The sequence below is a fragment of the Psychrobacter sp. bablab_jr014 genome (assembly GCF_016464015.1).
Taxonomy (GTDB): domain Bacteria; phylum Pseudomonadota; class Gammaproteobacteria; order Pseudomonadales; family Moraxellaceae; genus Psychrobacter.
In genome coordinates this window covers 12,337-35,745 of the sequence record NZ_JACDXT010000047.1, presented here as the reverse complement: position 1 = coordinate 35,745, position 23,409 = coordinate 12,337, and the positions used below count along the sequence as shown (strand labels likewise).

At 49.6% G+C, this 23,409-nt stretch carries 28 protein-coding genes and 1 tRNA gene; 3 read left to right on the top strand and 26 right to left on the bottom strand.

What is annotated here, in order from left to right; all coding sequences use genetic code 11:
• Window positions 1–249: 249 nt before the first annotated feature.
• The 11 genes from JIE71_RS10340 to JIE71_RS10290 form a co-directional block, all read right to left on the bottom strand.
• Complete coding sequence (locus JIE71_RS10340) at window positions 250–771, bottom strand: formyltransferase family protein (protein ID WP_228284639.1); 522 nt, start codon at window positions 769–771, stop codon at window positions 250–252.
• Window positions 764–1,855, bottom strand: coding sequence for a GNAT family N-acetyltransferase (locus tag JIE71_RS10335; protein WP_199508634.1), 1,092 nt, complete (start codon window positions 1,853–1,855; stop codon window positions 764–766). The genes JIE71_RS10340 and JIE71_RS10335 overlap by 8 nt, the downstream gene beginning before the upstream one ends.
• A complete protein-coding gene (locus JIE71_RS10330) occupies window positions 1,852–2,025 on the bottom strand; it encodes a hypothetical protein (protein ID WP_199508633.1) in 174 nt (57 codons plus the stop codon). Before JIE71_RS10330 ends, JIE71_RS10335 begins: the two co-directional genes overlap by 4 nt.
• Entirely contained in the window at window positions 1,964–2,188 is a 225-nt protein-coding gene (locus tag JIE71_RS12600) for a Com family DNA-binding transcriptional regulator (protein WP_199508632.1), read from the bottom strand. The genes JIE71_RS10330 and JIE71_RS12600 overlap by 62 nt, the downstream gene beginning before the upstream one ends.
• Window positions 2,189–2,347: 159 nt before the next feature.
• Entirely contained in the window at window positions 2,348–3,115 is a 768-nt protein-coding gene (locus JIE71_RS10320; RefSeq protein WP_199508631.1) for a phage baseplate protein, read from the bottom strand.
• 8 nt (window positions 3,116–3,123) lie between these two features.
• Window positions 3,124–3,648, bottom strand: coding sequence for a hypothetical protein (locus JIE71_RS10315; RefSeq protein ID WP_199508630.1), 525 nt, complete (start codon window positions 3,646–3,648; stop codon window positions 3,124–3,126).
• Entirely contained in the window at window positions 3,645–4,691 is a 1,047-nt protein-coding gene (locus tag JIE71_RS10310; RefSeq protein ID WP_199508629.1) for a baseplate J/gp47 family protein, read from the bottom strand. Before JIE71_RS10310 ends, JIE71_RS10315 begins: the two co-directional genes overlap by 4 nt.
• Window positions 4,691–5,062 (bottom strand): phage GP46 family protein, encoded by a 372-nt coding sequence (locus JIE71_RS10305; protein WP_199508628.1) that lies wholly within the window; start codon window positions 5,060–5,062, stop codon window positions 4,691–4,693. Before JIE71_RS10305 ends, JIE71_RS10310 begins: the two co-directional genes overlap by 1 nt.
• On the bottom strand, window positions 5,052–5,531 hold the full coding sequence (locus JIE71_RS10300; protein WP_199508627.1) for a phage baseplate assembly protein domain-containing protein: 480 nt from the start codon (window positions 5,529–5,531) through the stop codon (window positions 5,052–5,054). Before JIE71_RS10300 ends, JIE71_RS10305 begins: the two co-directional genes overlap by 11 nt.
• A 6-nt stretch (window positions 5,532–5,537) precedes the next feature.
• Complete coding sequence (locus JIE71_RS10295; protein ID WP_199508626.1) at window positions 5,538–6,593, bottom strand: phage baseplate assembly protein; 1,056 nt, start codon at window positions 6,591–6,593, stop codon at window positions 5,538–5,540.
• Window positions 6,583–7,794, bottom strand: coding sequence for a DNA circularization protein (locus JIE71_RS10290; protein ID WP_199508625.1), 1,212 nt, complete (start codon window positions 7,792–7,794; stop codon window positions 6,583–6,585). Before JIE71_RS10290 ends, JIE71_RS10295 begins: the two co-directional genes overlap by 11 nt.
• A gap of 78 nt (window positions 7,795–7,872) precedes the next feature.
• Here JIE71_RS10290 and JIE71_RS10285 point away from each other — a divergent pair, with 78 nt between their 5' ends.
• Window positions 7,873–8,481: a hypothetical protein gene (locus tag JIE71_RS10285; RefSeq protein ID WP_199508624.1), complete on the top strand. Its 609-nt coding sequence runs from the start codon at window positions 7,873–7,875 to the stop codon at window positions 8,479–8,481.
• On the opposite strand, the gene JIE71_RS10280 is transcribed toward JIE71_RS10285, so the two are convergent.
• The 10 genes from JIE71_RS10280 to JIE71_RS10235 form a co-directional block, all read right to left on the bottom strand.
• Window positions 8,478–10,532, bottom strand: a complete 2,055-nt coding sequence (locus tag JIE71_RS10280; protein ID WP_199508623.1) for a phage tail tape measure protein — start codon at window positions 10,530–10,532, stop codon at window positions 8,478–8,480. The genes JIE71_RS10285 and JIE71_RS10280 overlap by 4 nt on opposite strands.
• Before the next feature lie 227 nt (window positions 10,533–10,759).
• On the bottom strand, window positions 10,760–11,065 hold the full coding sequence (locus JIE71_RS10275; RefSeq protein ID WP_199508622.1) for a hypothetical protein: 306 nt from the start codon (window positions 11,063–11,065) through the stop codon (window positions 10,760–10,762).
• Between the two features lie 14 nt (window positions 11,066–11,079).
• A complete protein-coding gene (locus JIE71_RS10270; protein ID WP_199508621.1) occupies window positions 11,080–11,451 on the bottom strand; it encodes a hypothetical protein in 372 nt (123 codons plus the stop codon).
• Window positions 11,452–11,600: 149 nt separating this feature from the next.
• Window positions 11,601–12,398 carry a phage tail protein gene (locus JIE71_RS10265; RefSeq protein WP_199508620.1) on the bottom strand — a complete coding sequence of 266 codons (798 nt, stop codon included), beginning with the start codon at window positions 12,396–12,398 and terminating at the stop codon, window positions 11,601–11,603.
• 33 nt (window positions 12,399–12,431) lie between these two features.
• Window positions 12,432–13,202, bottom strand: a complete 771-nt coding sequence (locus JIE71_RS10260) for a hypothetical protein (protein ID WP_199508619.1) — start codon at window positions 13,200–13,202, stop codon at window positions 12,432–12,434.
• 3 nt (window positions 13,203–13,205) lie between these two features.
• Complete coding sequence (locus JIE71_RS10255; protein ID WP_199508618.1) at window positions 13,206–13,820, bottom strand: phage protein Gp37; 615 nt, start codon at window positions 13,818–13,820, stop codon at window positions 13,206–13,208.
• 8 nt (window positions 13,821–13,828) lie between these two features.
• Window positions 13,829–14,260 (bottom strand): gp436 family protein, encoded by a 432-nt coding sequence (locus JIE71_RS10250; RefSeq protein WP_199508617.1) that lies wholly within the window; start codon window positions 14,258–14,260, stop codon window positions 13,829–13,831.
• 84 nt (window positions 14,261–14,344) lie between these two features.
• Window positions 14,345–15,253 (bottom strand): Mu-like prophage major head subunit gpT family protein, encoded by a 909-nt coding sequence (locus JIE71_RS10245; RefSeq protein ID WP_199508616.1) that lies wholly within the window; start codon window positions 15,251–15,253, stop codon window positions 14,345–14,347.
• Between the two features lie 44 nt (window positions 15,254–15,297).
• The gene (locus JIE71_RS10240) at window positions 15,298–15,741 is read right to left on the bottom strand and encodes a hypothetical protein (protein WP_199508615.1); all 444 of its coding nucleotides are present in this window, start codon (window positions 15,739–15,741) and stop codon (window positions 15,298–15,300) included.
• Window positions 15,742–15,779: 38 nt separating this feature from the next.
• Window positions 15,780–16,901, bottom strand: coding sequence for a phage protease (locus JIE71_RS10235; protein ID WP_199508614.1), 1,122 nt, complete (start codon window positions 16,899–16,901; stop codon window positions 15,780–15,782).
• 384 nt (window positions 16,902–17,285) lie between these two features.
• Here JIE71_RS10235 and JIE71_RS10230 point away from each other — a divergent pair, with 384 nt between their 5' ends.
• The gene (locus JIE71_RS10230; RefSeq protein WP_199508613.1) at window positions 17,286–17,507 is read left to right on the top strand and encodes a hypothetical protein; all 222 of its coding nucleotides are present in this window, start codon (window positions 17,286–17,288) and stop codon (window positions 17,505–17,507) included.
• 124 nt (window positions 17,508–17,631) lie between these two features.
• Here JIE71_RS10230 and JIE71_RS10225 read toward each other — a convergent pair whose 3' ends face one another.
• Window positions 17,632–18,114: a phage virion morphogenesis protein gene (locus JIE71_RS10225; RefSeq protein WP_199508612.1), complete on the bottom strand. Its 483-nt coding sequence runs from the start codon at window positions 18,112–18,114 to the stop codon at window positions 17,632–17,634.
• A gap of 54 nt (window positions 18,115–18,168) precedes the next feature.
• Here JIE71_RS10225 and JIE71_RS10220 point away from each other — a divergent pair.
• Window positions 18,169–18,264 (top strand) — tRNA-OTHER (locus tag JIE71_RS10220).
• Window position 18,265: 1 nt separating this feature from the next.
• Here JIE71_RS10220 and JIE71_RS10215 read toward each other — a convergent pair.
• Genes JIE71_RS10215 through JIE71_RS10200 form a run of 4 tightly spaced genes read right to left on the bottom strand, consistent with a single transcriptional unit; the run spans window position 18,266 to window position 23,406 of the window.
• Complete coding sequence (locus JIE71_RS10215) at window positions 18,266–19,606, bottom strand: phage minor head protein (RefSeq protein ID WP_199508611.1); 1,341 nt, start codon at window positions 19,604–19,606, stop codon at window positions 18,266–18,268.
• Entirely contained in the window at window positions 19,607–21,256 is a 1,650-nt protein-coding gene (locus JIE71_RS10210) for a DUF935 domain-containing protein (RefSeq protein ID WP_199508610.1), read from the bottom strand. It abuts the gene before it with no gap.
• A 27-nt stretch (window positions 21,257–21,283) separates the two neighbouring features.
• The gene (locus tag JIE71_RS10205) at window positions 21,284–22,864 is read right to left on the bottom strand and encodes a hypothetical protein (RefSeq protein ID WP_199508609.1); all 1,581 of its coding nucleotides are present in this window, start codon (window positions 22,862–22,864) and stop codon (window positions 21,284–21,286) included.
• Complete coding sequence (locus JIE71_RS10200; protein WP_199508608.1) at window positions 22,864–23,406, bottom strand: DUF3486 family protein; 543 nt, start codon at window positions 23,404–23,406, stop codon at window positions 22,864–22,866. Before JIE71_RS10200 ends, JIE71_RS10205 begins: the two co-directional genes overlap by 1 nt.
• Between the last annotated feature and the right edge of the window lie 3 nt (window positions 23,407–23,409).

The following is a 23,409-nucleotide window of genomic DNA, read 5'->3' as shown; positions in this document are numbered from 1 at the left end:
TGTCAATTTTAGTGGCGCAAGGGAAATCCTTTAAATAGATTTTAGTCCTATAATGCTAAACTTATGCCCGTCGTAAACATTTCGTACACCTTTAATAAGATTGTGTAATAGCAAGGTATGAACACGCGTAAACTCTGTATGTGTAATTTGCGAATTTATTCTGCACTAATTTAAAACTCATTCTGCACTAAGTTTTTGTAAGTTATTCTGCACTAATGCGGGTAAGCACTAATGCAGAATACTAAGTATTCAACTTACACTATATAAGTATGCCGCAAACAGTTCTAAACCGAGCGGTGCTAATTTGCCCCGCCATAGTGACTGCACCGTACTGTCCGAATCAATGGACACACTACTCTGTAAAATAACTGCACCAGTATCCCAGCCGTCGTCCAACTGATACAGCGAACCGCCAGTAAATGCCTCACCTGCATAGAATGCGTCTGCGACGGCGCTTTTACCTTTATAAGCAGGCAGCAGGCTTGGGTGATAGCCTACCGCGCCCAGTCTAGCCTTAGCCCGCGCATCAACACTGACAAAGCAATACGCATGTGCCATCAATATGACATCAATACCGCTAGGTACATCATCTGCCGTTAATGTTTTGCCGTATTCAGACACAGATATACTTAGCTTATTGGCTAATACAGCCGCCCTGTCAGTCAAAGAAGGCACTGACATCAATACAACTTCCACATCGTCCATATCGCTACAGAGCTGTAATAAATGCTCAGCAAGCCACTTTTGACCAACTATCATCACTTTAATCATAGTCAGCCCCCAAATAACGAAAGCCCTGTATAGCGCGAAAATGCCCGCCATACTTGCCTTTTGACGTGCTTGTTTTACTAGGCTTATCACCGTATAGCTTGCCGCTAATCTGTGTCCATTTAGGGTCACGTCGTAGAGCAGCCGCTAGATTAGGGTGACTGGTGTGGAATATTGTCCGCAGCGGCTTGTTATAGCGATTATCACCATTCAGCCAGTCATCACAGATACGATTAAGAAAGCGCATACCGATGCCCGCGCCTTGCCATTCGGGCATTACAACCAATCGACACGCACGCGCTTCGATGAGTCCTGGGCGCGTTGATACCGCAAGATGGGCAACAGGTTTACCATCAACCACCGCCACGTAATTTGTGGCCGCAATCATGCGGGGCAGCTTTAAATAGTGATGCGGCTCAAATAGTTCCCAAAATCGCCAGTCTGTTTGATAGATGTCAAAGTCGATGGCTGGTCGTTGCCGAAGTTGCCCCCGTGTAAATTCGCCTTTAGAGGTGTCATATACCCAGTCGGGTTTTAGCCAATCCAATACGTCATAATGACAAGTAAGTAATACCGCTTGCTTGCCTTTAGTACGTCGCCACGACTTGGCAAAGGCATTAGCCCCTATACAAGCAATTTGACGATCAACGACACTACTAAATTCATCAATGATTAGCCTGTCAGGTGCATCAGCGAGCGCCCGCGCAAGGTTGGCACGGAATTGTTCACCATTGCTCAGCACGTGAAATGGGCGTAGCCATGCGGGCACTGTGCCAAGACCCACCGCTGATAGGCAAGCGGTAGCTTCGTCAATACTGCCATCGGCGGCAATTTGGTCAATAATTGGCTGTGTCTTATCCCATTTAGGATTATGAATCGGTGTACCGCGCCACAGCTTTTTGCCGATGCTGGTTTTACCTGTGCCTGAACCACCGACAATAACACCGATTTGCCAATCGTTATCGTCAATAGGTAAATCAGCGCTGATATGCACGTTTGCGCCTTGCTCTACATTAAAGAGACTTTTAATACGCGCAGCACGGTAGCCGTCATGATCAGTACATTGGTGATGAATATCAATGTTCATACTGCCACCACCTTAATATTATAGTCCTGTGCCTTTAGTGCGTCATAGACTGCTTTTTGGTGCTGCTCATCGTCACAGTTGACGATAACGCCATGCTTCGGCTTGTATTTATAGCCATTTTTGGCGGGTGCTTTGGGGTCGACCGTTGGGGTCTTTTTGCGTGTGGCCACGAGGTTGTCCTTGTTTAGTTTGAGACTCGCGGTCTTCTGATGTGGCGCTCACGGCGCTCAGGTGATTTAGCGTTTTACAACGCGGGCATTTGATTGATAGACGATCAAAATTGCCGATTTTGAGTAGTTTTTTGTTGCATTCTTGGCATGAAATAAACTTCATAATTTTTCCTGTGCTTAGCGTTAGAACCGCGTTAGATTCTGTGTTACACTCCGCTCGCTGTGTACACGGCGGCGGAGTCTTAGCTTTGCGACAGGGTATAGCTGTCAAAGAGGGTAGTAGGGTGCTCTAACACTCTATTACCGCTCCGTCTTTCATTTATTAGGTAACCCGCTCCCAGCAGTCGAGTGTCTGCGATGGCTGCATATTATTGTGGGGTTGATTACCGCCACGCGATTGCTCAGTTGCCCGTTCCCAATCAGTCGCAGTTAAATCTCCCGTCCCGTACTCTTCAGGCTGCTTGTTATAATCGCCTGCTGCTTGTGTTTCTAGCCCAGACTCAGAAGCATTACTGCCAAATTTATCAAAAACATCATCTTGACTGTGTTTATGTTCTGGTGTTTCTTCTAACGTCAAAGTATGTTCACGCTCACCATATAGCTTGCCATGTGTTCTAAAGTCGACATGGTCTTCGGGGTCGGCAGAAAAACCAACCGCCACACGCCCTTGTAATGCACGCTGCCATGTACCGTAGCCCTTGTATTCTGCGACTTCTGCTGCTGTAGCGAAATGCTTAGACGTCCAAAACAGCTCGCCTATTTGTGTATCTTCATAAGTGCGTGATTCGAGTTCATCTAAGCGCTCACGGTCTTTTTCAAACATCGCTTTATAATCTTTGATAGCATCTTCAAGCACTTTTTTTTCACCGAATTGCTGTACTAGCGCCTTTAAGAGTTGCCCATTATCCGATTTATCTAACGCCAGTCCTAAGCCTTCGATAACGCCCGCCACTTCCTCTTGGAGTGCGTTTGACCATTCAGGCGTGAAATAAGTCGCGTCTTGATTGGGCAAATCACTGTTGTCGTGAAACCCTGTTTTACCGTCGCCGTTAGCGTTGGCGCGCGCGGTGGCTGAATCAATGCGGTGCATAAGTGTCCTTATTTAATATCAAGTCTGAGAGAAGCGGGTAAGTAATGTTTAGATAAGCACGCCATATCTGCCCGAATCGGTTTTGCTAACGTCAAGGTGACACGAAAGCGCAGCCTGTCTGTATTGAGCGGATCGACACACGGCCCTAAGCACTGCATAGGCACGTAAGTTTGTACCGATAAAACCGTTTGATTGTAGCGGGCAAATAGCGCGTGTAGCCCTGCAATATTAAGCAGTACGTGCCCCTCACGCTTGACGCGCTCAATTTCAGCGCGGCGGTCATCGACTGTATTGCCGACATCACTTTGACCACATAAGAGTGGCAAGCCGTACTCACGCTCAAACTCATCAATCAGGGCATCAGGTATGCCCTTTAACACCGCAAAAATGCGCGCAGATGATATTTTGACCAACTCTAACGCCTTGCTATGTGCTATAATATCTTTATATATAACTGTGTTATGGCTGTGGTCATATGCACCAAATGGCAGATGCTGCATCAGCACGTCCGCTATTTTTTTTGTCTCACTCATAGCGTCACCGTGATGTTAGCGGGGCGTATCCAGCCGACTTGCTCCATACTGATCGTCGGATTGACATTAACATTTGGCGTTAATTGCACATCAATCATGTTTGGCACTGCCATAATAAGACTATACAGTACGGCAGCTTTGTAGCTCTCAGCGGGCGTTAAGGCGTTTAAATAATCGTTGATGATTGCGCTAATCTCGCCTGTGTTAACGTTGACGCCTGTTAGTTTTGCCGTAACGTCCATTGGCACAATAGTAGGCTTAAAGGTGCGTACATCTTCCCAAAAAGCCGTGCTGTCTTTTAATACTTGCTCAGACTGCGCCAGCAAGCTATCACTGGGCAAGGTCGCCCCATTCGCGCCTTGTGCAGTAATAGCGACATCAATACTGCCCGCGCCTCGGCGTAACGGGTAGACATAAGCATTGGCGACCCCCGCGACGCTTAGTACAGCTTGGCGCAAGTCCTCGGTACGTGACAGACTCTTACCCAGCTTCTTTTTATTCCATAGTCGCCCGCGCCAACGCTCCAAACTTTCGCCGTCTGAGCCACCGCTGATGACGTCCACTTGCGCCACGCTTTGCAGACCAGACACAGGGGACACCCACAACAACGTGCCTGTGGCGTTATACGCTGCACCTGTCTGCGTTGCCTGTACAGATACGGACACAGGCTGTACAGCGGATAGGGTAGCGCTCGACGTGGTTTGCCAGTAGCGTCCATAGCCATCGGTTAATTTGCTGCCAATCGGCAACACGATGCCATCAGTTGTGCCGCTTGCCAGTACTTGCCCTGTCGCCGTTGAGCCATCAAGGCGCGGCAAACCCAGCTCTTCAGAATGTATATATAAGTACGGCTCATCTGCTGTTTGGACAAATAATTGCTTTAAAATATACTCTTGATGGCTATATAAGCCCTCTGCGACCGCTGCTGTGCCTGATGCGCGCACATCGGCGTCTGAGTCACGTGGCGGCAAGATGCCCGTCTGATTGACGTACTCTTGCATGATAATCGCTTTAATGTCGCTATAAGCTGGCGTCTGATACATTATCCTGCTACCTGTACGTTGATAGATGTTGTCGCTTGGCTGCCATCGGCTTGTGTCAGCACTGCTTTGATTGATAAGTGCCCCGATGTGCTGTTATCAGCAGTGACGTCAATGCTTGTTAAATAATACGGCGCACGTAACGGCTCAAGCGCAGCTTTTGCCCACGCAAGTGCTTGCCTACGCATACGTGGCACGTCTTTACTGCGCTTGAGCTTGTACAGCTCACTACCCAGCGCTGGGTCTGCGAAATATGACCCCTTAGGTGTCATCATGCGCAGATATGCTGCCTCTGCTAATGCTTGTTTGCCAGCAGAGCGCGGGGCACTGATACTATCAAGCGTATAGTCATTATTCACTTGGTCAAAACGCATTGTATAGCCCCATTTTAGCCGCAGGCGGTGCAGCGCCCATATTGCCATGCCCGTGAGTGTTATAAACCGTCCTCATTTGATTCATTGTCCCCAGCTTATCAGCCACTTCACCAGTCGCTTTGATGTCGCCGTCGACTTCTAAATCAGTGTTTACTTTGACCTTATCTTTAAGTAGTCTTATTTCCACACCGTGCTGGTTATAGACGACTGTTTCACCATCTTTGAGTTCGACCGCTACCGCGTCACGTCCCGCGACAATGACAAAGTTACGCGCTTTACCACCCATTGGTAGCATGACCACCTCGGCATCCTTTGGCAGCCAACTTGCAAACCCAACTTGCTGATATAGTGGTACGTCATCGACCAGCTCGCCCGTCAAGCCCAGAACCTGCAAGGCTTTGTTGCCTGTGCGTTTTATCGTACCGATAAGCGCCTGGCGAATAACTGGGGCTTGTTTAAATGGGTTCATGTTTACCTACTTTTTGATTAAATCAGCGAATTTAACAGGCTGCATCCAGTCATCCGTCCGTTTAAGTCGTAGTTCTGTAGTTTTGCCATTGGCGCGTGATTGCTGCAACGTGCGCCCATATATCACCCAGTCGCCCGCCGCACGCGGCAAGACATTGCTGTCAAAGCTCACACTCCAACCAGTGCGCCAAGGCTGCCCGTAGTGCGCCCAGCCTGATACGGATAGGGTTAAATCGGTGCTATCAAGAAGCGCGTCCGACATGGCTTTTTGGGCAAACTTTTCCGCCTCCGCTTGCGTGTCTGACCGCCCATCACTGACGATGCGGTAACGCTTTAATGGCAAGCGGTCGCTAGTGGCTTTCGCCTTAAAATTACCGCCTTTGCTGTTTTGCCCGACAATCTCAAACGTGCTAAAAGCGTTAGAAATATCATGCTGATAATTGGCATCAAGCACGTTGTTTTGATCGCGTCGGTCATCGCTATATAAATAAAACTTAGGCTTAATCGCGGGCTGGGGCACATCAAACGGATTACCAATCATCAAGTGACCGTCAGCCGATAGCCACACGTACTGTCCCGATGCTTGCGCGGCAGCAGACAGTACATCCCACACGCTTTCACCGATGTCCACGCCTGTTTTACCTTTGAGCCAGTCCTGTTGTACCTTACCGATGGTAATGGGCAGGTTTGCCAAGTCACCGCCCGTCACATAGCGTTTAATCAGCTCAGACAGGCTAAGGTTCGCCGCAGCATCAATCGGCGCGTGGCAGTCGAGCAGCTGTCCTGCTAGGTCACGCCCTGATAGGTTTGTACTTAGACTTGAACGCGCAACACGCTGCCCAATACGGTCTAAAATACCTGTTAAAACCGTCTCGCTGTTACAGCTCACCGTACAAGTACTGCCCGCGTTAATGCTGTCGGGTAGGGCGTCATGCGCTGCATCAAACCAGCTAAAGCTAAACGCATCCGCTGGAATTCCGATGTCGCTATCGACGCTTAAATCGTCCCACGTTGAACACACCACGCCGTCAATGTGTAGCGCTATCGTCTCGTTATCTTGCATAGCACATTACCCGCGTGCCTGTCGCAATCGTTGAGGCATCGACCAGTCCACGGTTCAGCCGCGCAAGCTCAGGCGCGCGCGTATGGTCGCTATAGAGCGAGTGCGCCAGCAGTCGCCATGTACACGGCGCGGCTACTGTATGCTGTATAAGTGGTGGTCGGCTATTAATCACGCTGTCAGTTAGTGTTTGCAGCTGCGCCGCCGCTTTTTTTAAACTACGAATGATGGGCGTAATGTCTGTATTGACGACAGGTAGCGACTGGTCATGCTGCACCGTATCGTCTGTGCGGATAGCATCAATCGCATCTTGTATTTGCTGTCGTGCTTCGTCGTTGATTGCCGTCAAATCGCTTGGCGTTAGCGTCGGTGTTTTTATCTCGTTTGCTAAAATACTGATGACAGCGCGGCTCATCATAGCCGCTGGTAGCACTTGTCCTGTACGGCGTAGTGGTGGCACATCATTACCACCAAACACGTCGCCAATGGCCTTAATACGGTTAAATAACCTGCGCCAGTTGCTCATCGGGTCGTAATCTAAAGGCAGCATTTTTACAATACTGTCCACATCACTAACAATACTACCCAGCCACGCGGATGGGCTGAGCAAGTCGTCTACACGCACAAGGTTCGTGCCAAGTGTCGTACGCACCGCACGTAATTGACTGCGGATGGCTTCGGGGATGCTGCGCGTTTGTGCGATGGCTGCGTCTGTTGTCATCGCTGACAGCTGCTCTTGATAGGTTGTCAGCTCGTCTGTTGCCGCATTTAATATGATGCTGTCCGCCGTTTGGTCGGCGGCTGGCATTGGCTCAGGCGTAAAGTGCTGTATAGTGCGCTCAGGTTTGGCTTGCACAAACTGCATGTCAACGGTGCAGCCATCAACAATGTCGCTGTCGTGCTTGACGCGATAATTGGCACAGATAGCATCCAGCGTGCCAAACACGGGGTGTACCAGTTCACCCGCACCTTGGGCATCTAACGCAGTCAGTAAACTATCTAACGCTTGTTCGTAATCACCGCCATCGATAATCGCGGTCATACTGATAGAGCGTGGGTTATTCCCCATGTCATAAATGTCAGCATCGTTGGCATAGGGCGCTTGGTGCGTTGCTAGCGCTTTGTCTGAACTGTCATCGACGCCAAAGTATTCAAACGCTACCCCACGGAATGAGGCATCATATAACTTGTCTTGCCATGCCATAGAGTTGACCAAATGTTCATGAATAAGCGTAATTGTGGCATACTGTCGGCTTTAAGTATTGGGGACGGGTTTCCGATTATGAGCAAAGGTTTTTTAATAGCAATAGCAACGATTATGTTAGTGATTGGCGGTATTTGGGGGGTAGGTAATATATACAAACCAAACCCTGCCGCATCTAATGCCACCAATAATCAGGAGTCAGGCGTAAACCTAACAGAAGAAGAACGGCAACGGCTCATAAGTGCATTTGTTAGTAATTACACCTATACAGGCAATAAAGATAAAATCGATCAAGCGCTAGAAGAAATACAAAGCAGAACCGACCCTACCGTGCCTGAAATGAATCAGTTTGTTATTGATGAATATCAAAAATCTATGTCTGAGTTAGAAAATTTGGCAAGACAAGGTGATTACCAAGCACAGCGTAACTTTGCATTTGCTCACGCTACTGATCCCAAAGTAGCGGGTGCTGATCCAGTGACAGGCTGTGCATGGTATTTGGTGCTATATAATTCCGATGCGCCTCAAATAAACGATGCTGATTTGTCAAATATAAATCTCTATTGTGGTACTAAAATGCTTAGTGTAGAACAGCAGAGCGGAGCAGAAACAGAAACAAATCTACTATTAAAAACCATATATGACAAAGACAGTGACATCAAAATTAGCAGTTATATAAACGGTTAACGGTAGGGTCCAAACTTACCGCGCTTATTTTGCTTACCAATCTCATCCATCATGTTCATAGCGGTACTGTGACCGCCAATGGTGATGGTTGGGTTAAAGGTAGGAACGGGCTTTGCAGCAATAGCGGATAAATGCGATATCATAACGCCTTGCTGGGCGACTATCTGCGATTGAATCTGCTTGGTTTGCGCTTGTTCATTCACCATCTGGTCTTGTTTCTGTTTTGTCTGCTGCTGCTCGGCAATCATCTGATCGTACTTAGCGTTAGCATCCAGCGCTGCCTGTGCCTCGTCATTACCAGCAGCGGCTAGCGCTTTTGCGATAGCTTCGCCGATGCTATTACTGATTGATGTACCCTCGATTGACTTGCTAATACCAGTCCCTATCAGATAACCACCAGCAGCTCCCCCAGCTACTGCCAAACCCGCTGTACCAGCAGCACCCGCACCAGCAGCAGCAAGACCACCACCAATTCGACCAAGTAGCCCACCAGTTGCCCCAGCGCCCGCGCCGCCCATTAGACCGCCTACCGCACTTGCCGCCCCAACAGTAGCGAGCGCAAGCCCCGCGCCATACGCCGCTATCGCTAAGCCCTCGTGCTTTTCCATAAAACCGCTTAGCTGTCCGTTAAAGTCACTTAACTGGTCATTGACCTTAGTATATAGTTCATAATTGATGTTAAGCTGCTCTTGTTGACGACCCATAGCTGTCGCCCATTCGTCATCTTTAAATAGCTCATGCAGCCCGTCAATAGTACCGTCTGCATTATCAAGACCCGCTTTGATACGCTCATTTTCTGCACCATTTGTGCTGATTGCTAGAGCTGCCATTAATGCCTGTCGGTCTGCAATAATTTCACCCAGCGAAGAGCCTTCTAACATTTGACCCATTTGCTCATATACAGCTTTTGCTTCTTGCCCTTTCGCCCCTGCTGCCTGTGCTTTTAACGATTGATATTGACTGTTACTTGCAAGCTCGCGCTCCAGTAAGCTGACAAATGCGTCGACTTGGTCAATACCCTTTGCTTTTTGCTGCCGTGCGTATTCAGACCAGACCAGTTCTCCGTCGGAGTTTTTAGGGTCGCCTTTGCGCGGGGCAATAGTAGCGGCGATAGTGCGACTAAACTCACGCGAGTTGATTTTCTGTAGCAAGTTGACGACGTTGTTACCAGCTTCGTCCTGATTGCCCGCCGTATTAATAGCAACCTGATTCATGGCTACGATTTTCTTTAGACCTGCCAGATCGCCATAACCTGCCGATTTTGCTAACGGTAGCTGACGGCTTAGGTACTGCGCCATCGTATCGTATTCAAAGCCGCCTAGCTGCCCACCAGCCACGGCGATGTCTTGGCCGCGCTGGATTTGCTCAGGTGTTAAACCAAAGTTTTTTAACTGTAACGTTACTGCCGCCGCATCTGTTGCAGTCGCTCCCGAGACGAAGGACGCACGCTGTGTAATACCAAGTACTTTCTGTACTGATGCCAAGTCGTACGCGCCACTCGCAATCAAAGTATCCGCAGCATCAAGTGCGCCTTCTCTTGTGCCGCCGCTTGCACGCACAGCTGACATCACTGTCTTGTCTAGCTCTACTTTGACAAGTTTGCGATCAGCAATAGACATACCTGCGCCATACGTTGCTGTACCAGCTGTACGGGCAAGCTGTTCATCGTACGTGCGCGCGGGCTTAATCTGACTATTAACGACAGCAGCTCCCGCAACGACGCCGCCTGCGACCGCACCCGCTGTTTGCATTTTACCCATTAGTGTTGATGACGTGCGCAGCTCACCATTTAGCCGCCGTACCTCTTCGCGCATTCGTTGGTGGGCGCGGCGAATATCATTAGCTGATGCTGTGCCTGATGTGCGTAAGCGCCGATACGCGCGCTCTTGATTGCGTATCTCATCGCGTATTTGTTGCTGTGTACGCAATCCCATGCGCTGCATATCGTTAATTGTGCGCGTGTCACGGCGCTGCTGCGCAGCAATACGCCCCAGCTCACCCGCCGCATTACCAGTCAGCAGTAGGCGTAGACTAACGGTTTGAGTAGACATAATAGCGCCTTATTTTACAGATTTACTTTTGCGCCGTGACGCGACCAATTTACGCACACCAGTACTAGGGGGTGGGGATGGGTTTGTTTTAGTTGATGATGGGGTAGACGGGGTGTCTTGTTTAGATTTATTGGTATTAGGCGATAGACCGAGCATATCTAACGCCATATCAACGGGCATAGCCCACGCGGCTGCGTAGGGTACGCCTATCTTAATCAGTAGCCCGACTAATCGGACGTGGCTGCTTGCTCGCGCTCTTTTTTTTCCAGTGCCATACGCGCGATTTCTAAGCGCTGTCCGTCTTGGCGGCTTGCGCTCTCTAACTCATCGTAATTAAAACCGCGCCCCAGTGCTGGCACATAGGTCATTGCCGCGATGTCTACCAGCACTTGTAAATCTGTTTCACGTGCTGTCATTGACGCCGCGTAGCTTTGACCTACCGTGATGGGCGACAGCTCAACGTCTTTATAGCGCTTGCCGTCGATGACAATACCGACAGGCAGTGTCACCACTTCTTTAATACTTTCTGACATTATGATGTGTCCTTTTAGTTTTCGATGATTTTATCAAGCGCAAACATTTCAATCGTTCGCACCGCTTCGCCGTCAAGTTTATAGCTCTCTGACACGTCCGTCGCTTCGCAGCCTGTGTAAGTTGTACGGTGACCACCATCTAATGATTCAATCGTGACGCGGCCATCTTCGATGCCCGCCCAGTCGATGTCACCTGTTTCGGGAATGATAACGTCTACTGACAGCGTGATAGAGCTGGTTGTCTTTGTCTTTTTGCGCGTGCGTCCTTCGCGGTTCATGGTCGGGACAGGCTTTTTACCTGTGACCATTTTGGGGCTAGCGCTGGCACAATCGTACTCTACGCCATCCACCGTTAGCACAATCGTGCCGACTACTTCTGTACTCATAATTTAAGTCCTTTAAACGTGAATTTAGTACACGTCTAGCGTGGTATTAATGACGTGCATACCGCGTACCTGAGGAGCGTTTAAAAAAAGCATTGCTTTTTTAGCTCCGCAAGGGAAATCCTTTAAATAGGATTTCCAAGCGCGTGAATTTAGTACACGTCCAATGTGGTATTAATGACGTGCATACCGCGCACCCAATGCGACGGAATACGCGCGTCCACCGCCGTTTTGTCTTGCTCACTTTGCGCCACTGTTAGCGCGTCCGCCGTTGCTTTGACGTTTTCTAAAATTTCGGCGGCATCGAGCTTTAAGCAGCGATCTAAAAACAAGCTGCGCAAGTCGCGGCGGCTAGCAGCAGTATTTTTGCGGCGTGGATTGGCGGCTACTGCTGCGCGCAAATCACGGCGGACGTAGCGCAGTACTAACGCACCATTAATATCAAGCAGCAAGTCATCCGCTTGACCAGTCACTGGATTTGTACGGTACGTACTGATAAGGCGGACAATCTCAGGCTTATTGTCGTAGCCGACATTGACCATTGCCACGCCATCGTTTAATGCCTGTTCGATGCGGGTTTTGGTTAATCGTAGACTGCCATCGACCACAGGTAGCGCGGGCAGTTTGCAGCCGTTAAATGGTAAAGCGGGATCAGATTCCGCCGCGATTGTCGCGGCAATACTGGCTGACAGCTCAGGCTCAAAGCCAATCGCACCGTGATAGCAGACCGCAATGATGCGATAACAGCTCTTGACAGCGGGGTAATTGGTAAAAGCCGTGGCCGCGTCTACGTCATCAAAAGGCACGATAAGAACGGCATCGTTTTGCTCAGTCTTAGACGACACAAAGTCCAAGTGTTCGACCCACGCATTGGCGGTGGCTTCGTCCGTAATTGGCGCATCTAGCGCGATGATTGAGTGCCCGTGAGGGGCTAGGGTTTGGTTTGGCATGTTTAATCCTTTCTAAGATTAATTAACAAATCTTTATCGGTACGCCCAAAAAGCCAGTGCGCATGAAATGACAGTTTGATCACTATTAAACATAGCACCAACTAAATCGTTCGGCCTTTCTCCTGTAACTACAAAATCTAGTTTCGTTGCTAGTGGTTTATCAAAAGACATTTGTGCAAAGCTGACTGCAGGAGACTCAGGCTCAGCACCGCTGTATACCGCGTAGCCTCCGTTGGGACAGTAAAATGGGGTCGAAGCAAGTTCAGCATCTAATGATGTCGCTACAAGTTTTTGACCGTTATGTTGTATTGAGGTTAAAAACTTAGTAATTACTTGGCTTGCTGTATCTGTACCGACTTCTGCTTCGTAATCTACCCATTGCCCATTATTGATACGGTAGCGAGCGTGCACAGTATCGATTGTGCTAAAATCAGGTTGATAATCTGGTGCAAAGTCAGCAGAAGTTGGGGTACAGACTATAGGGCTAAAATCACCATCAGAACCATCAGAACCATCAGAACCATCAGAACCATCAGAACCATCAGAACCATCAGACAACTGAGAGTTTCCCACAACCTCAACCGCAACACCTTGCGACACAGTCAAAGCCGCCGCAATCATACGCCCCGCAATAGAGTCAGTACCGCATAGCGCATCGGCGGACGCTGTATCATAGATGGGCTTGGGTACAGCTGGCGCAGCCGCGTCACCTGTTACAAATACGATGCTATGATTTTGCGCTGGCAGCCCTGTACGCTGCGTTTGTGTATTGATTGTGGTATAGATACCTGGCGTACGTTGCATAAGCTATCCTTTTGATATTGTTTGGTTTAAGTGGGCGGTATCAGATGCCAGCACGCGGTCGTCATCTGTATAGACATAATCAATATTGACTGTTTCAATCCACGGTACATCATCGTCACGATCAGGATTGGTCAGCGTAGCGCTGGTATGCCAGTCATACGCAATAACCGATACCACTTGGTCGCGTGTCTTGGAATTAAACAGCATGGTGATATCGCCAGCGTCTAACGGCTCTATATTTAGCCCTAGTCGGCTGCCAAGCAGCGCATTTTCGACCAGCTCGACCAGCTGATAGCTACCGATGTTCAGCATCTTGCCATCTGCTGTAAACGCCCCTTGTCGGCTGGTTTCCTCACGGCGGCTACTATTTGCAGCGACCAGTACGGTAAACACATAGTCACGGGTGCGCTTAGTAGCGCTGACCTTTTTAGGTTTGTTTGATGATTTAAACGTCACCCAGACCGCAGGGAACGACGCCACTACTTGCGCAAATTCGTCAGGCGATGCCGCATCAAAGTCCCCCGCGTAGCTCCTAATACCGCGCACCCAGCCGCCACCGTGCGCTTGGTTATACGCGTGTAGCGTGTCTTTAATTGCCTGTTCAATTTGAGACAGCATAATTCCCCTTAGTACAGTCCATTACCAAACACGCTTGGTCGACCGCTGGTCATCTGCGCTAGATTGATGTTCGGCTGCGCGTCAGTCTGTGCAGTAGCCGCACCGATACCGATTTTGCCGTCATTGACCGCTTTTAAGTTTTTGACAGCCATTTCATAGCGCTTTTCGTCACGTTCGGACACGCGTGAATTGCCAAGTGCCACGTGATAGCGTGCGATATCACACGCCATCATTTGCACAAACGGTGAGGCAAGCACGGTCGGTACATTCATTTGCTTGGCAAGATAAGCGTCTACTTCTGCATTGGCTGACTCAATGGCAGCTTGTAGCTTTGCTGTATTGATGTCGCCCGTGTACGGCACTTCGGTGTCAGTAATCTCTACCAAGTCCTCACGCCCAAAGCGCGTAACCATCGCGTCTATCGTTGCATAACTGCCCATTGCATCACCTATGGTTGTCGTTAAATTAAGACGGTATCTAACGCCAGCCCTTGTATAGCGGCGTTAGATTTTTACATTCGGCGTTTACGCGTAGCCTTTTAGCATGAGCTGCCAAAAGCCGTAACCTGCGCCGTAGCGTGCCTCTGCGCCGAATTTATATGCGGCACGCATAAACACATCAGGCGCGTTCATGTCGGTCTGTGAGACAAACACAGGCTTTTTGCGTTCTTGTACGATAAGTGCTTTGACTGGCATAGTGGTGTCTTCTAAGTACCATTCACCTGTTGCAATATCATCAATAACAAGCAGCTCAGCCGTGCCTTTGTAAATGTTTTGATCGCCGTTTTCTAGCTTATCGGCAGTCAATAGCGTACGTGCGGTGTCTTCTAGGTCAGTACCGACAATAAGTAAATTAGGCTTTACTTTTAGGCTGCGGCCGCTTTCGTCTTTATAGCTGCGCATCAAGGTTCGTGCTGTACCATAGCTGGCTTTGGCAGCCTCAGCAGATGCGGCAGATAGCGCTTTGTTTAGCAAGTTACTGACTTTGGTCTCTTTGTCTTTTACTGTAACTGGGTGTTGAGTACTAAAAAACGCTTTGCCGTCGTAGCAAGTATTTTCGTGCCCTTTGTTAATTAGTTCGGCGACAAGTTCATCGGGTAGCTGGGCAGCTGACCAGCCCGCTTGCTGACTCATGTTGTTGTATTGACCGATGTTGTCGTCTTCAATATCGTTACGTTTTACTTCAACGGTAACTTCAAAGTCATTATTAACGATGCTATAGCCTTGCTTTGATAGCTTGTGAATGACTTTGTCGCCGATCCATTTTTGCATACGCGGAAACTTAGACAACCACGCATAAGTTTCTTGGCTATTCGTGCTAGGTACGACCATTGCCACCTTTTTATAGTAGCTTTCGGTTTGATTAAACGTATCGTTATAGACCTTTTTCAGACCAGCAGCGATCGCGTTCAGCGTTTGTCCATTGACGTTCATAGTGTGTCCTTATTTATTTGTTAGTGCAGAGCTAGGCGGGTGCGTTAAAGCACATCACCCGCAGAACCCGTCACGATACCGATAGGCGCGCCGCCTACATCGACCCATACTTTGCCGCTATAGTCCACGCCCATCAGTACGCCAACACCAAGCGCGTCAGCCGAGCCGCCCTCGACAGGCTTTGCAACGGTGTTTTTGCCATTCAGCACGACGACTTTGCCAATGTCAGCAGCGGTCACTGGGTTGGTGGCATCGTTGCTTAGCAAAAATTGACGATTGCGCGTAATGGTGATCGTGGCATTGGTTTGCGTGTCGTCTGCCTCTACAGTTGTTTCAGCGCGTCCCATCAAGTATTTAGCGCTATCGTTGGATGCGGGGACAGCGTGGCCGTCGCTATCAGTTGCGACCAGCTCGCCCTCAGCGATGGTCACACCAGCAGCGACGATTAAAGGGATGGCAATACCATCACGGTAAGGGGTGTTAATCATTGACTTATCCTTTTATTTATAAATTGTGGTTTGCGTGCTTATGCGTTGAGCTGTGCGAGCATATCCGTATCAGACAGACCCAAGGCGACCGCGACTTCTTTTTGCTCAGCGGACAGGGCGGCAACCTTATTACCTGCGATAGGGTCGGGTTTGCCCTCAGTCTGTCGCTGGTTAAGGGCAGCAATACGGGGCGCATTGTCTAAATACGCTTTAAAGCCCGCTGGGTCTGACTTGGCGTAAGACTTAGCCCATTCCGCTTGTGCTGGCAGTAGTCGCCCATCAGACAGCGCCGCAGTCAATAGATCAGCAGTAGGGTCAACTTGATTGCCTTGCAGCTCGGTAATTTGTGCATTGAGCGCTGCGACCGTTTCAGTCATGGTAGCGACAGGCACGTACTTAGCAGGGTCAGGCTCAGCGCTGTGCGCAAATACGCTAGATAGCGCTGCCAGCGGCTTGTCTGCATCAACGTCAACTTTGGCGGTGACGGCTTTTGCCTTAAAGTCATCGACTTGGGCACTGAGTGCGGTGACGGCTTCGTCTTCTGTGGTTGTCGCTGGTAGTCCCAACGCGGCGACGATATAAGCAAGTAAAGGTTTCATTTCTGTGTCCTGTTGTTTAGGGTTTGAGTTTGTAAACTTGGCAGACAGCGCGGTCAGCTCATCGAGCGTTAGTAGGGCGGGCTGATTTGTGATAGCGACGTTCATCACATTAGTCACATAGCCATCCGTGTCGTAAACAATGACAGGCGACTTGTAGCGGTATTCATGGTCAGCGATTGCTTTTGTCGCTTTGGTTGTCCAGCTTGGCGCGCGGTTGCATAGCCCCACGCCGTCGACATACTCAAACTGTCCCGCTGCCAACCACCCCGCAGCGGGCGCAGGCTGTCCGTTTGATTGGGCGTGTAGCGTCTGATGCTCATAGTCAATAACCATATCGGTTGGGCGAGCGTTCAATAGATCAGCCAACGCGTAGCCATTACTGGCGTCAAGTTGCCATGCGTCGCATTCAGTCGGGCGACCTGAGCCGTCCCCACTGCGCGTTTTTCCTTCAGGGAATACTAAAAAATACCCTTGCGGTGCGCGGCTGGCTGTAATCTCTAACGACAGCGCGGCGATGTGGGTACTGCTACCGATTGTTGCGGCGGTGGTCGGCTTGGTCATAGCATCTCTTATCAATGTGTTTATTTAGGTACTTGGATAAGCGGTGGAGTACTACATAACCCCTCCTGAGGCGCGTTGAAGCACTTAGCGCCGTTGTCATAAAGTCTTATGATGACAAATAGTTAACGCATTAAATACGGGACGCATTTCCGACTTTTGAGGTTTTTCAAAAATACTTGCCTTTTTATATATACATGTATATATTTAATATTATTATATACACGTATATACGTTATAATCTGACAAGTGAGGCATCTATGTGTGAGTGCAATTTAATCAATGACAACAGCGTAAAGACTGACAATCAATTTTCAAACAACCCGCAGCGGTCATTCTTGGGACGTCAGTTCCCAGCGTCCGCCACAATCAAAAGGGGTCATGCGAATGACAAAAAAGACCACCGCAGCGCAAAACCGCGCGACGAATACCTACCGAGGCAAGACGATCAAAAAAGAAGTTACGGTTAATCCTGAAAATTACCCTCGTCTTGCGGAATGGATTACAGCAGAGCAGTACAAGCAGAAACACGGCAAGTCATTTAATCAATTTGCGATTGATTTATTCGAGGCATATTTAGATAGTGAAGACAGCGAACAGACAGAATAAAAAAAGCGCCCGCGTAAGGGCGCTTATTGTTGATATGGCATAATGGCAGCATTGCCGACTCTGCCCCTGTTGTGGGACAATCTAACGCCCCTCTAACGCTATTTATTATGCGTATGTCATGCAACTATCTAAAACTACGCCGCAAATGCGCCATAATGACCTGATGGACACCGTCGACCGCTTCTGTTTGTAAGTTGCCATCGGCGTCAATTGGAATGTAGGGACGCGCAGGTATTTTAACTTTACGCCCACGACCTGCCATGCCACCGAATTGATGAATCGCCGCATAAGCGCTGGACTGATTGCCGCCGCCCGCGCTGATCGTTGCGCTAACAGCGTCGCTAAATGTTTGCACGCTGTTATAAAGTGAGTTTGAGCGTCTGAGTAGCCCATCTGTACTAATCCCTAAACGCTCATAGTTTTTGATGGTCACATCAGACAGCGCTTGCCACTTTGGGCGACCTTGCATCCTAAAGTTTTGCTGCGTCTGACTGAGTAACTGCGCGCGTATAGTCCGCATCAGCGGTGCTGTATTGCTTGTCTGACGCGCAGCTTGATTAAGTACACGTTGTAGCTCGTCAGTGATTAGTATTGTAGATACAGACATACAGCTGCCCTTTAGTATTGATATTGACCTTGTGGCACGTTAAGCTAGTAATAAGCATTGGTACTCATAATGGTACGAGGACGGTTACATTGATAGTTATCAGCATAGCTACCAAGCCGTGTGTAGTGGGTTCAATTCCCACCCAATGCCCCTAATCATTTAGTACAGTGTCTAATAGCTTCGTATAGTTATTGCCATTATTGATGTTATTGGCTGTGTCCACAGTGATTGTGCGTATGACATTGCCCACAAAGTTTTGCTTAGCATCAATCACGTCGCGTCCTTTAATACGCTCATTCAAATGTACAATCAACTTGTACTTATCCAGCGCGACATCAAAGACCAGTACAGGCGATTGCTTGTTATTGTCCCAGTACAGGCTATGCGGCGCGTTTAAGTGTTGCACAATATTAGCGACCCAGTCAGGGTCATGCTGCTTATGCGCGCGGTCTAAATGCTGTAATGTGACACGATCGTGTAGCGTGATAATGCCGTTCTCAAGCTCCAGCCCTTTATCGACTGCCAACTTATTAATAAACTCAGGGCGCACAACGCCTACATGTCTAAACTCACCTTTCGGGCGCTTAGTGTCAGCGCTGTCAACCCACGCTTTTACATCATCATTGACGCGGCCTAGTACAGACGCGCGGGCTAACACTGCCTGCATACTGTTAGCGCCCAGCATCGCAGGTACTTGCGCCGCTTTATCAAACATAGCTTGCACAGGCAGCCTATCACCCGCGTGTATCCAGCCCGCGTCTGTTCGGTAGACGGGCATATCGGGCAGACGCAGAATGTTGACAGGTGCGCTATATGCACCGTTCGTTCCCTGTACGATGACAGTATCAAACGTCACGTAAGCGCTGATATCCTCATGCACTGTATAGCCATCTAACGCGCCATATTGCGCCGCTTGCTCAGCTGTCAGTAGTATTTCATCACAACGGCAGCCCCATGCTTTACGTGGTTTAATGGCTTGATAATAGGGGTCGGAACGCTTAAATATCTGCCCATCTAATGATTGATGACTTGGGCGCACACGGTTATCGCCCCGTGATACCCACATAGCATACGGATAGATATCATAGTCGCCGTGGTGTTCACGTGCCTTGTGATAGGCTTGGTTGATGTTGGTTTCATAGATGCGCTTGAGCCGATAGTCACTACCGAGCTGCGCTGGCGCTATACTGCCGTCGGGCAGCTCTATATCCTTTTTGCCCCACCAGCCTTTTTCTTGCAAGGTCGGTTTGATAGATGCTTGCCAGTCGGCAAAGGACATATTGTTTTCCATTGCTTCAACTAATGATTGCTGCACTTGTTTCAGCATGTCCATATCGGTCATCTTAGCAACGACAAACGCGTGATCGTGCGCGCGCCCTTTAATTTCTGCGTAGTCGATAGATGCTTGCGGCTTTTTGTCTTGCAAGTATTTAATAGCATCATCAGGGCGACGATTAAACAGCGTTTGCAGCGTGACGTTAGAATCGGGCATTTATACGCCTCCAGCGGGTAAGTCTAACGCTTGCTGCTCTGATTGACGGTTTAACGCACCCCACAGACCCGCCGCACACAAATGCTGTTCAAGGCTGGCAGCCAGTTCATCGACTGCCTGATTTGGTTCAGCATTCATTAACAGCGACAGAGCTTCATCATAGCTGTTTGCAGCCGACAGCCTATCGACCATCGCTTGTCCCAGTGTTACGCTCATATCAGTAATATTTTGCGTATATGCGGCATCAGACAGGGCAGCATCAATACCTGATTCGGCGCGCGCGATGGTGGCGCGTTCGCTTTTAACCTTGTCTGTCTGCGCGTTTAATGCCGCTTGTGCGCGTAGGGCAGCAGTAAGCGCGGTAGGCGTTGCAGTACTGCCCACCGTTAAAATGGCTTCGTCCTCGGCTGCCATCGGTATATTTAGCTTGCTGTGTAGCCATTCGACACCAATCCGCATACCGTTAACGCCAGCCAGTTTAGGGATTGCCTCGCTAAATGTGGTAATGTCCTCAGGCTCAGATAAATCAAAGGCAAACTTAGGGTAGCGACGCGGGTGGACGCTTGGATAATTTAACCGCATCATTGACGCGACGATGTCTCGACTGACAGACGCTGCGAGCTGCTTAGCATCACTATCACGTATTTCAATTCGTGCGACTTCGTGAATGTTACCCAGCGCATTGGTGCTAGATTTACCGTCCGCTTGCGTGGTCAGTGTACCGCCCAAAATAGCCTTGGACTGGCTCATTTCGCACCACTTGATCATACTTTCAAACGGGTCGCTATTGCCCTTTGCCGCCTCTTTAAAGTCAATCTGCATACCTTGCGGGATAATGCCTGCCGCGCGGTGACCGATTTCCATTACTGCGCGTAGTAAGGTAAATTTCTCCGACTCGGTCGCGCCCGCTGGGTAAGTACCAAGGCGCATCGGCAAGCCGTAAATCTCCAAAAACTCCGCCAAGTCACGCACTGAGTAGTTTTTAAACACGTACGGCCACGCAAGTATACGGTGCAGGCCACCGCGTACCAGATAACCCGATTTCGCCTTATGGGTGTGCATTAAAAACGCATGATCCCACAGCGGCTCTGGCGCATCAATGCCGTTACCCAGCATCAAAGTTTTATTGTCTGGTGCAATGACAAAGCGCTGGGGCTGCACAAATTCTAGCGACTCAATATACCAAGTGCCGCCGTCGCGCACCCAGTTGATTTCTTGTCCGCTAAAGCCTTTACCAATGGCGTCTAGCGCATCCTTAATAACGGTATCAAAATCATCAATCGCACGTAGCAGCGTATTTATCGTCTCTGCTTGTTCTTTTTCCGCCGCGCTTGCGTCAGTAGGCGGTTTGATGTACCAATCAAGGGACAATAGGCTACGCTTACGCTTATCCAGCTCAGCAAAGATATGACTGTCGCGCTCTTCCATGTCCTCAAACAGCGACAGCATATCGTTCATGTTTCCCGACTCCGCGCCTGTGAGCAGCTGGTGCAGCTTAGCAGGCGTTAGTCCTACCGCAGGATGTGACAGCTCAGGACGTTCCCACACATGCGCGCGGTCATCTGATGCTTGTACTTGTGAGCCAAGCAGCCGCTTAATTTGCTTTTGCGCGATGGGCGCGGCTGATTTCAGCGCGGAATAAAACGACATGAATAGTCCTTAAAATAAAATGCTAATTTAAAAGCCGCCACTACCTAAAAAGCCACCAAGTGATGCCAGCTTTTCAAGCATATCGCGCATCCCGCGTGGGGCGTCACTGGCGTCAATCGGTACAGGTGTCCAGTCCAGTTCAGGGGTCGGGAACTTGCTTGCGTAGTCACAGAGTAGATGCGCGATGCCACTATCACCGTGGCGTTTACTGCCGCTGGCGCTGGTCGTGCGCGCGGTTGGAATACGTGCCACGCCTTTAATCTTCGTAAACAGCAAGTGGTCGTCACGAATATCACGATCCGCTGGCATATCTTCAATCGTGCCATCGGTTAAACACGCGCCAAAATGCGGCGTATGCTCTGCATACCAGCCCTCACTAAGTTTTACGGCATCAATGCGATGTGTCCCAAACTTCACCTGCAAAGCCTCGGCTAAGTATTCGCCGTTACCGCTGGCATCATTAGCGCCTTTGCTAAAGCGCGGTGTCCGCTCAATGACGTGTATGCAAATACGTTCTTGTTGCTTGTAGGGCGTCTTTTCCATTTCCAGCACATACGGACAGTAGCGGCGCGTATTCAGTTGCTCAGCGTGCCACCACATTACGCACGCATCACGATGCCGCGCAAAATCAAGGCCGTAGTAGTGAGGGTGTGTCTTATCAAGCGTTAGCAATATAGGGTCGGCGACTTCTTCTAACCACTTGTCTACATGCGTGTTACGCGCGTCTTCCGTCCATAGCTCAAAGCCTTTAGGCGGCACAAAGCGGATGACCTGCCGCTCATCGTTTTGCAGCTTTTCTAACTGCCCCATTGTTAGCCAGCGCCCTGAGCCTTGCGCGGGGATGACGTCCAGCTCTTCCTCAGCATCATCACCATAGAATTTGTATACTTCTGCCACCCACGCCGCTTCCTCAGCTGCGTCATACTCACGACCCAACCGCAGACACACGCGCTTATACAGCCCTTGCTCGACCGCCTCCGCAAACGTGGTCTTATGCACCGTACCGCTACGTTTAAGCGCACGTACTTCTTGTATTAGGTCATTAAAGGGGTTTTCATCCCCATTGTGCGTCGAGATAATACGCACCTTACCGCCCCAAATGAGCAAGGCTAAGGCGGCTTTAATCAGTCCCGCCAAGTCTTCATGAAACGCCGCTTCGTCAATGACGACCACGCCTTGCTTACCGCGTAGGTTGGATGGTCGGCTTGATAGCGCGGTAATGCGGTTCTTGGCTTTGGGAAAGCGGATGGTATACGTCTTAATCTCTTTGTCGCCGTCCTCATCGACAAAAATACCTTCCTCAATCTCAGAGGCAGCATAGTTAAACGACCGCGCCCACATCGCGCAGGCTTCGATAAACTCCATCGTCATGTCTTGGTTGTAGCCGACATAATAGACATTTTGCCCGCCCGACTTTTTATCAGATGCCGCAATCAACGCGCAATCCGCAGCCTCCGCCCACGTAAGGCCGATACGCCGTGATTTTTCGGCAATCTTAAGCTGTGACTCGTCCGCCAGCCATTGCTGTTGATAGGGCAGCAGTACTGCTGGCGCTTCCAGCTCATAATTGGCATCGAGTAGAGGCGGGGCTGTTTGCGGTGTGCTCATCAGTCTGCGATTCCTAAAATAGCCTTGCGGATTTCTTGCACGGTGTCGCCCGTCAGTCCGCCCTTATTGGCGATTTGCTCTACTTTGTCCGCCGCTGCTTGCGCTTTTTCGCGGACTTCAATCTGATGCTTTTTTTGATTGACCGATGCTTTGGACAGCTCAGCAATGCCCTTACTAATTTTTGATAGGGCTGCCATACGCTCCATAGGGTCAGTATCATCATCAAGGCTTTGCAGCTGCACCAGCGCATTAAAAAACTCTGACTGCATCATAGTAAGCACAGTGGACGACAGCGCCCCAGCATCATCAGGATTGCGCTCAGCCATATAGATCGCTGCCTGCGTAGAAAGGGACACAGCTTGCATCTTCTGTTCGTGTTTTTTGCCAAAGCGGTGGACTGACGACTTGCTGATTTGATAGCCAAGCTCAGTCAGCCAGTCCGTTAAATCTTGGTAATTTTTAAACCCTGAGTCCTCAAGTCGCTGTTTAAATAGCTGCAAATGCTCAGGCGTCAACTGGTCGATAGCGGTTTCGCGTGCCATGAT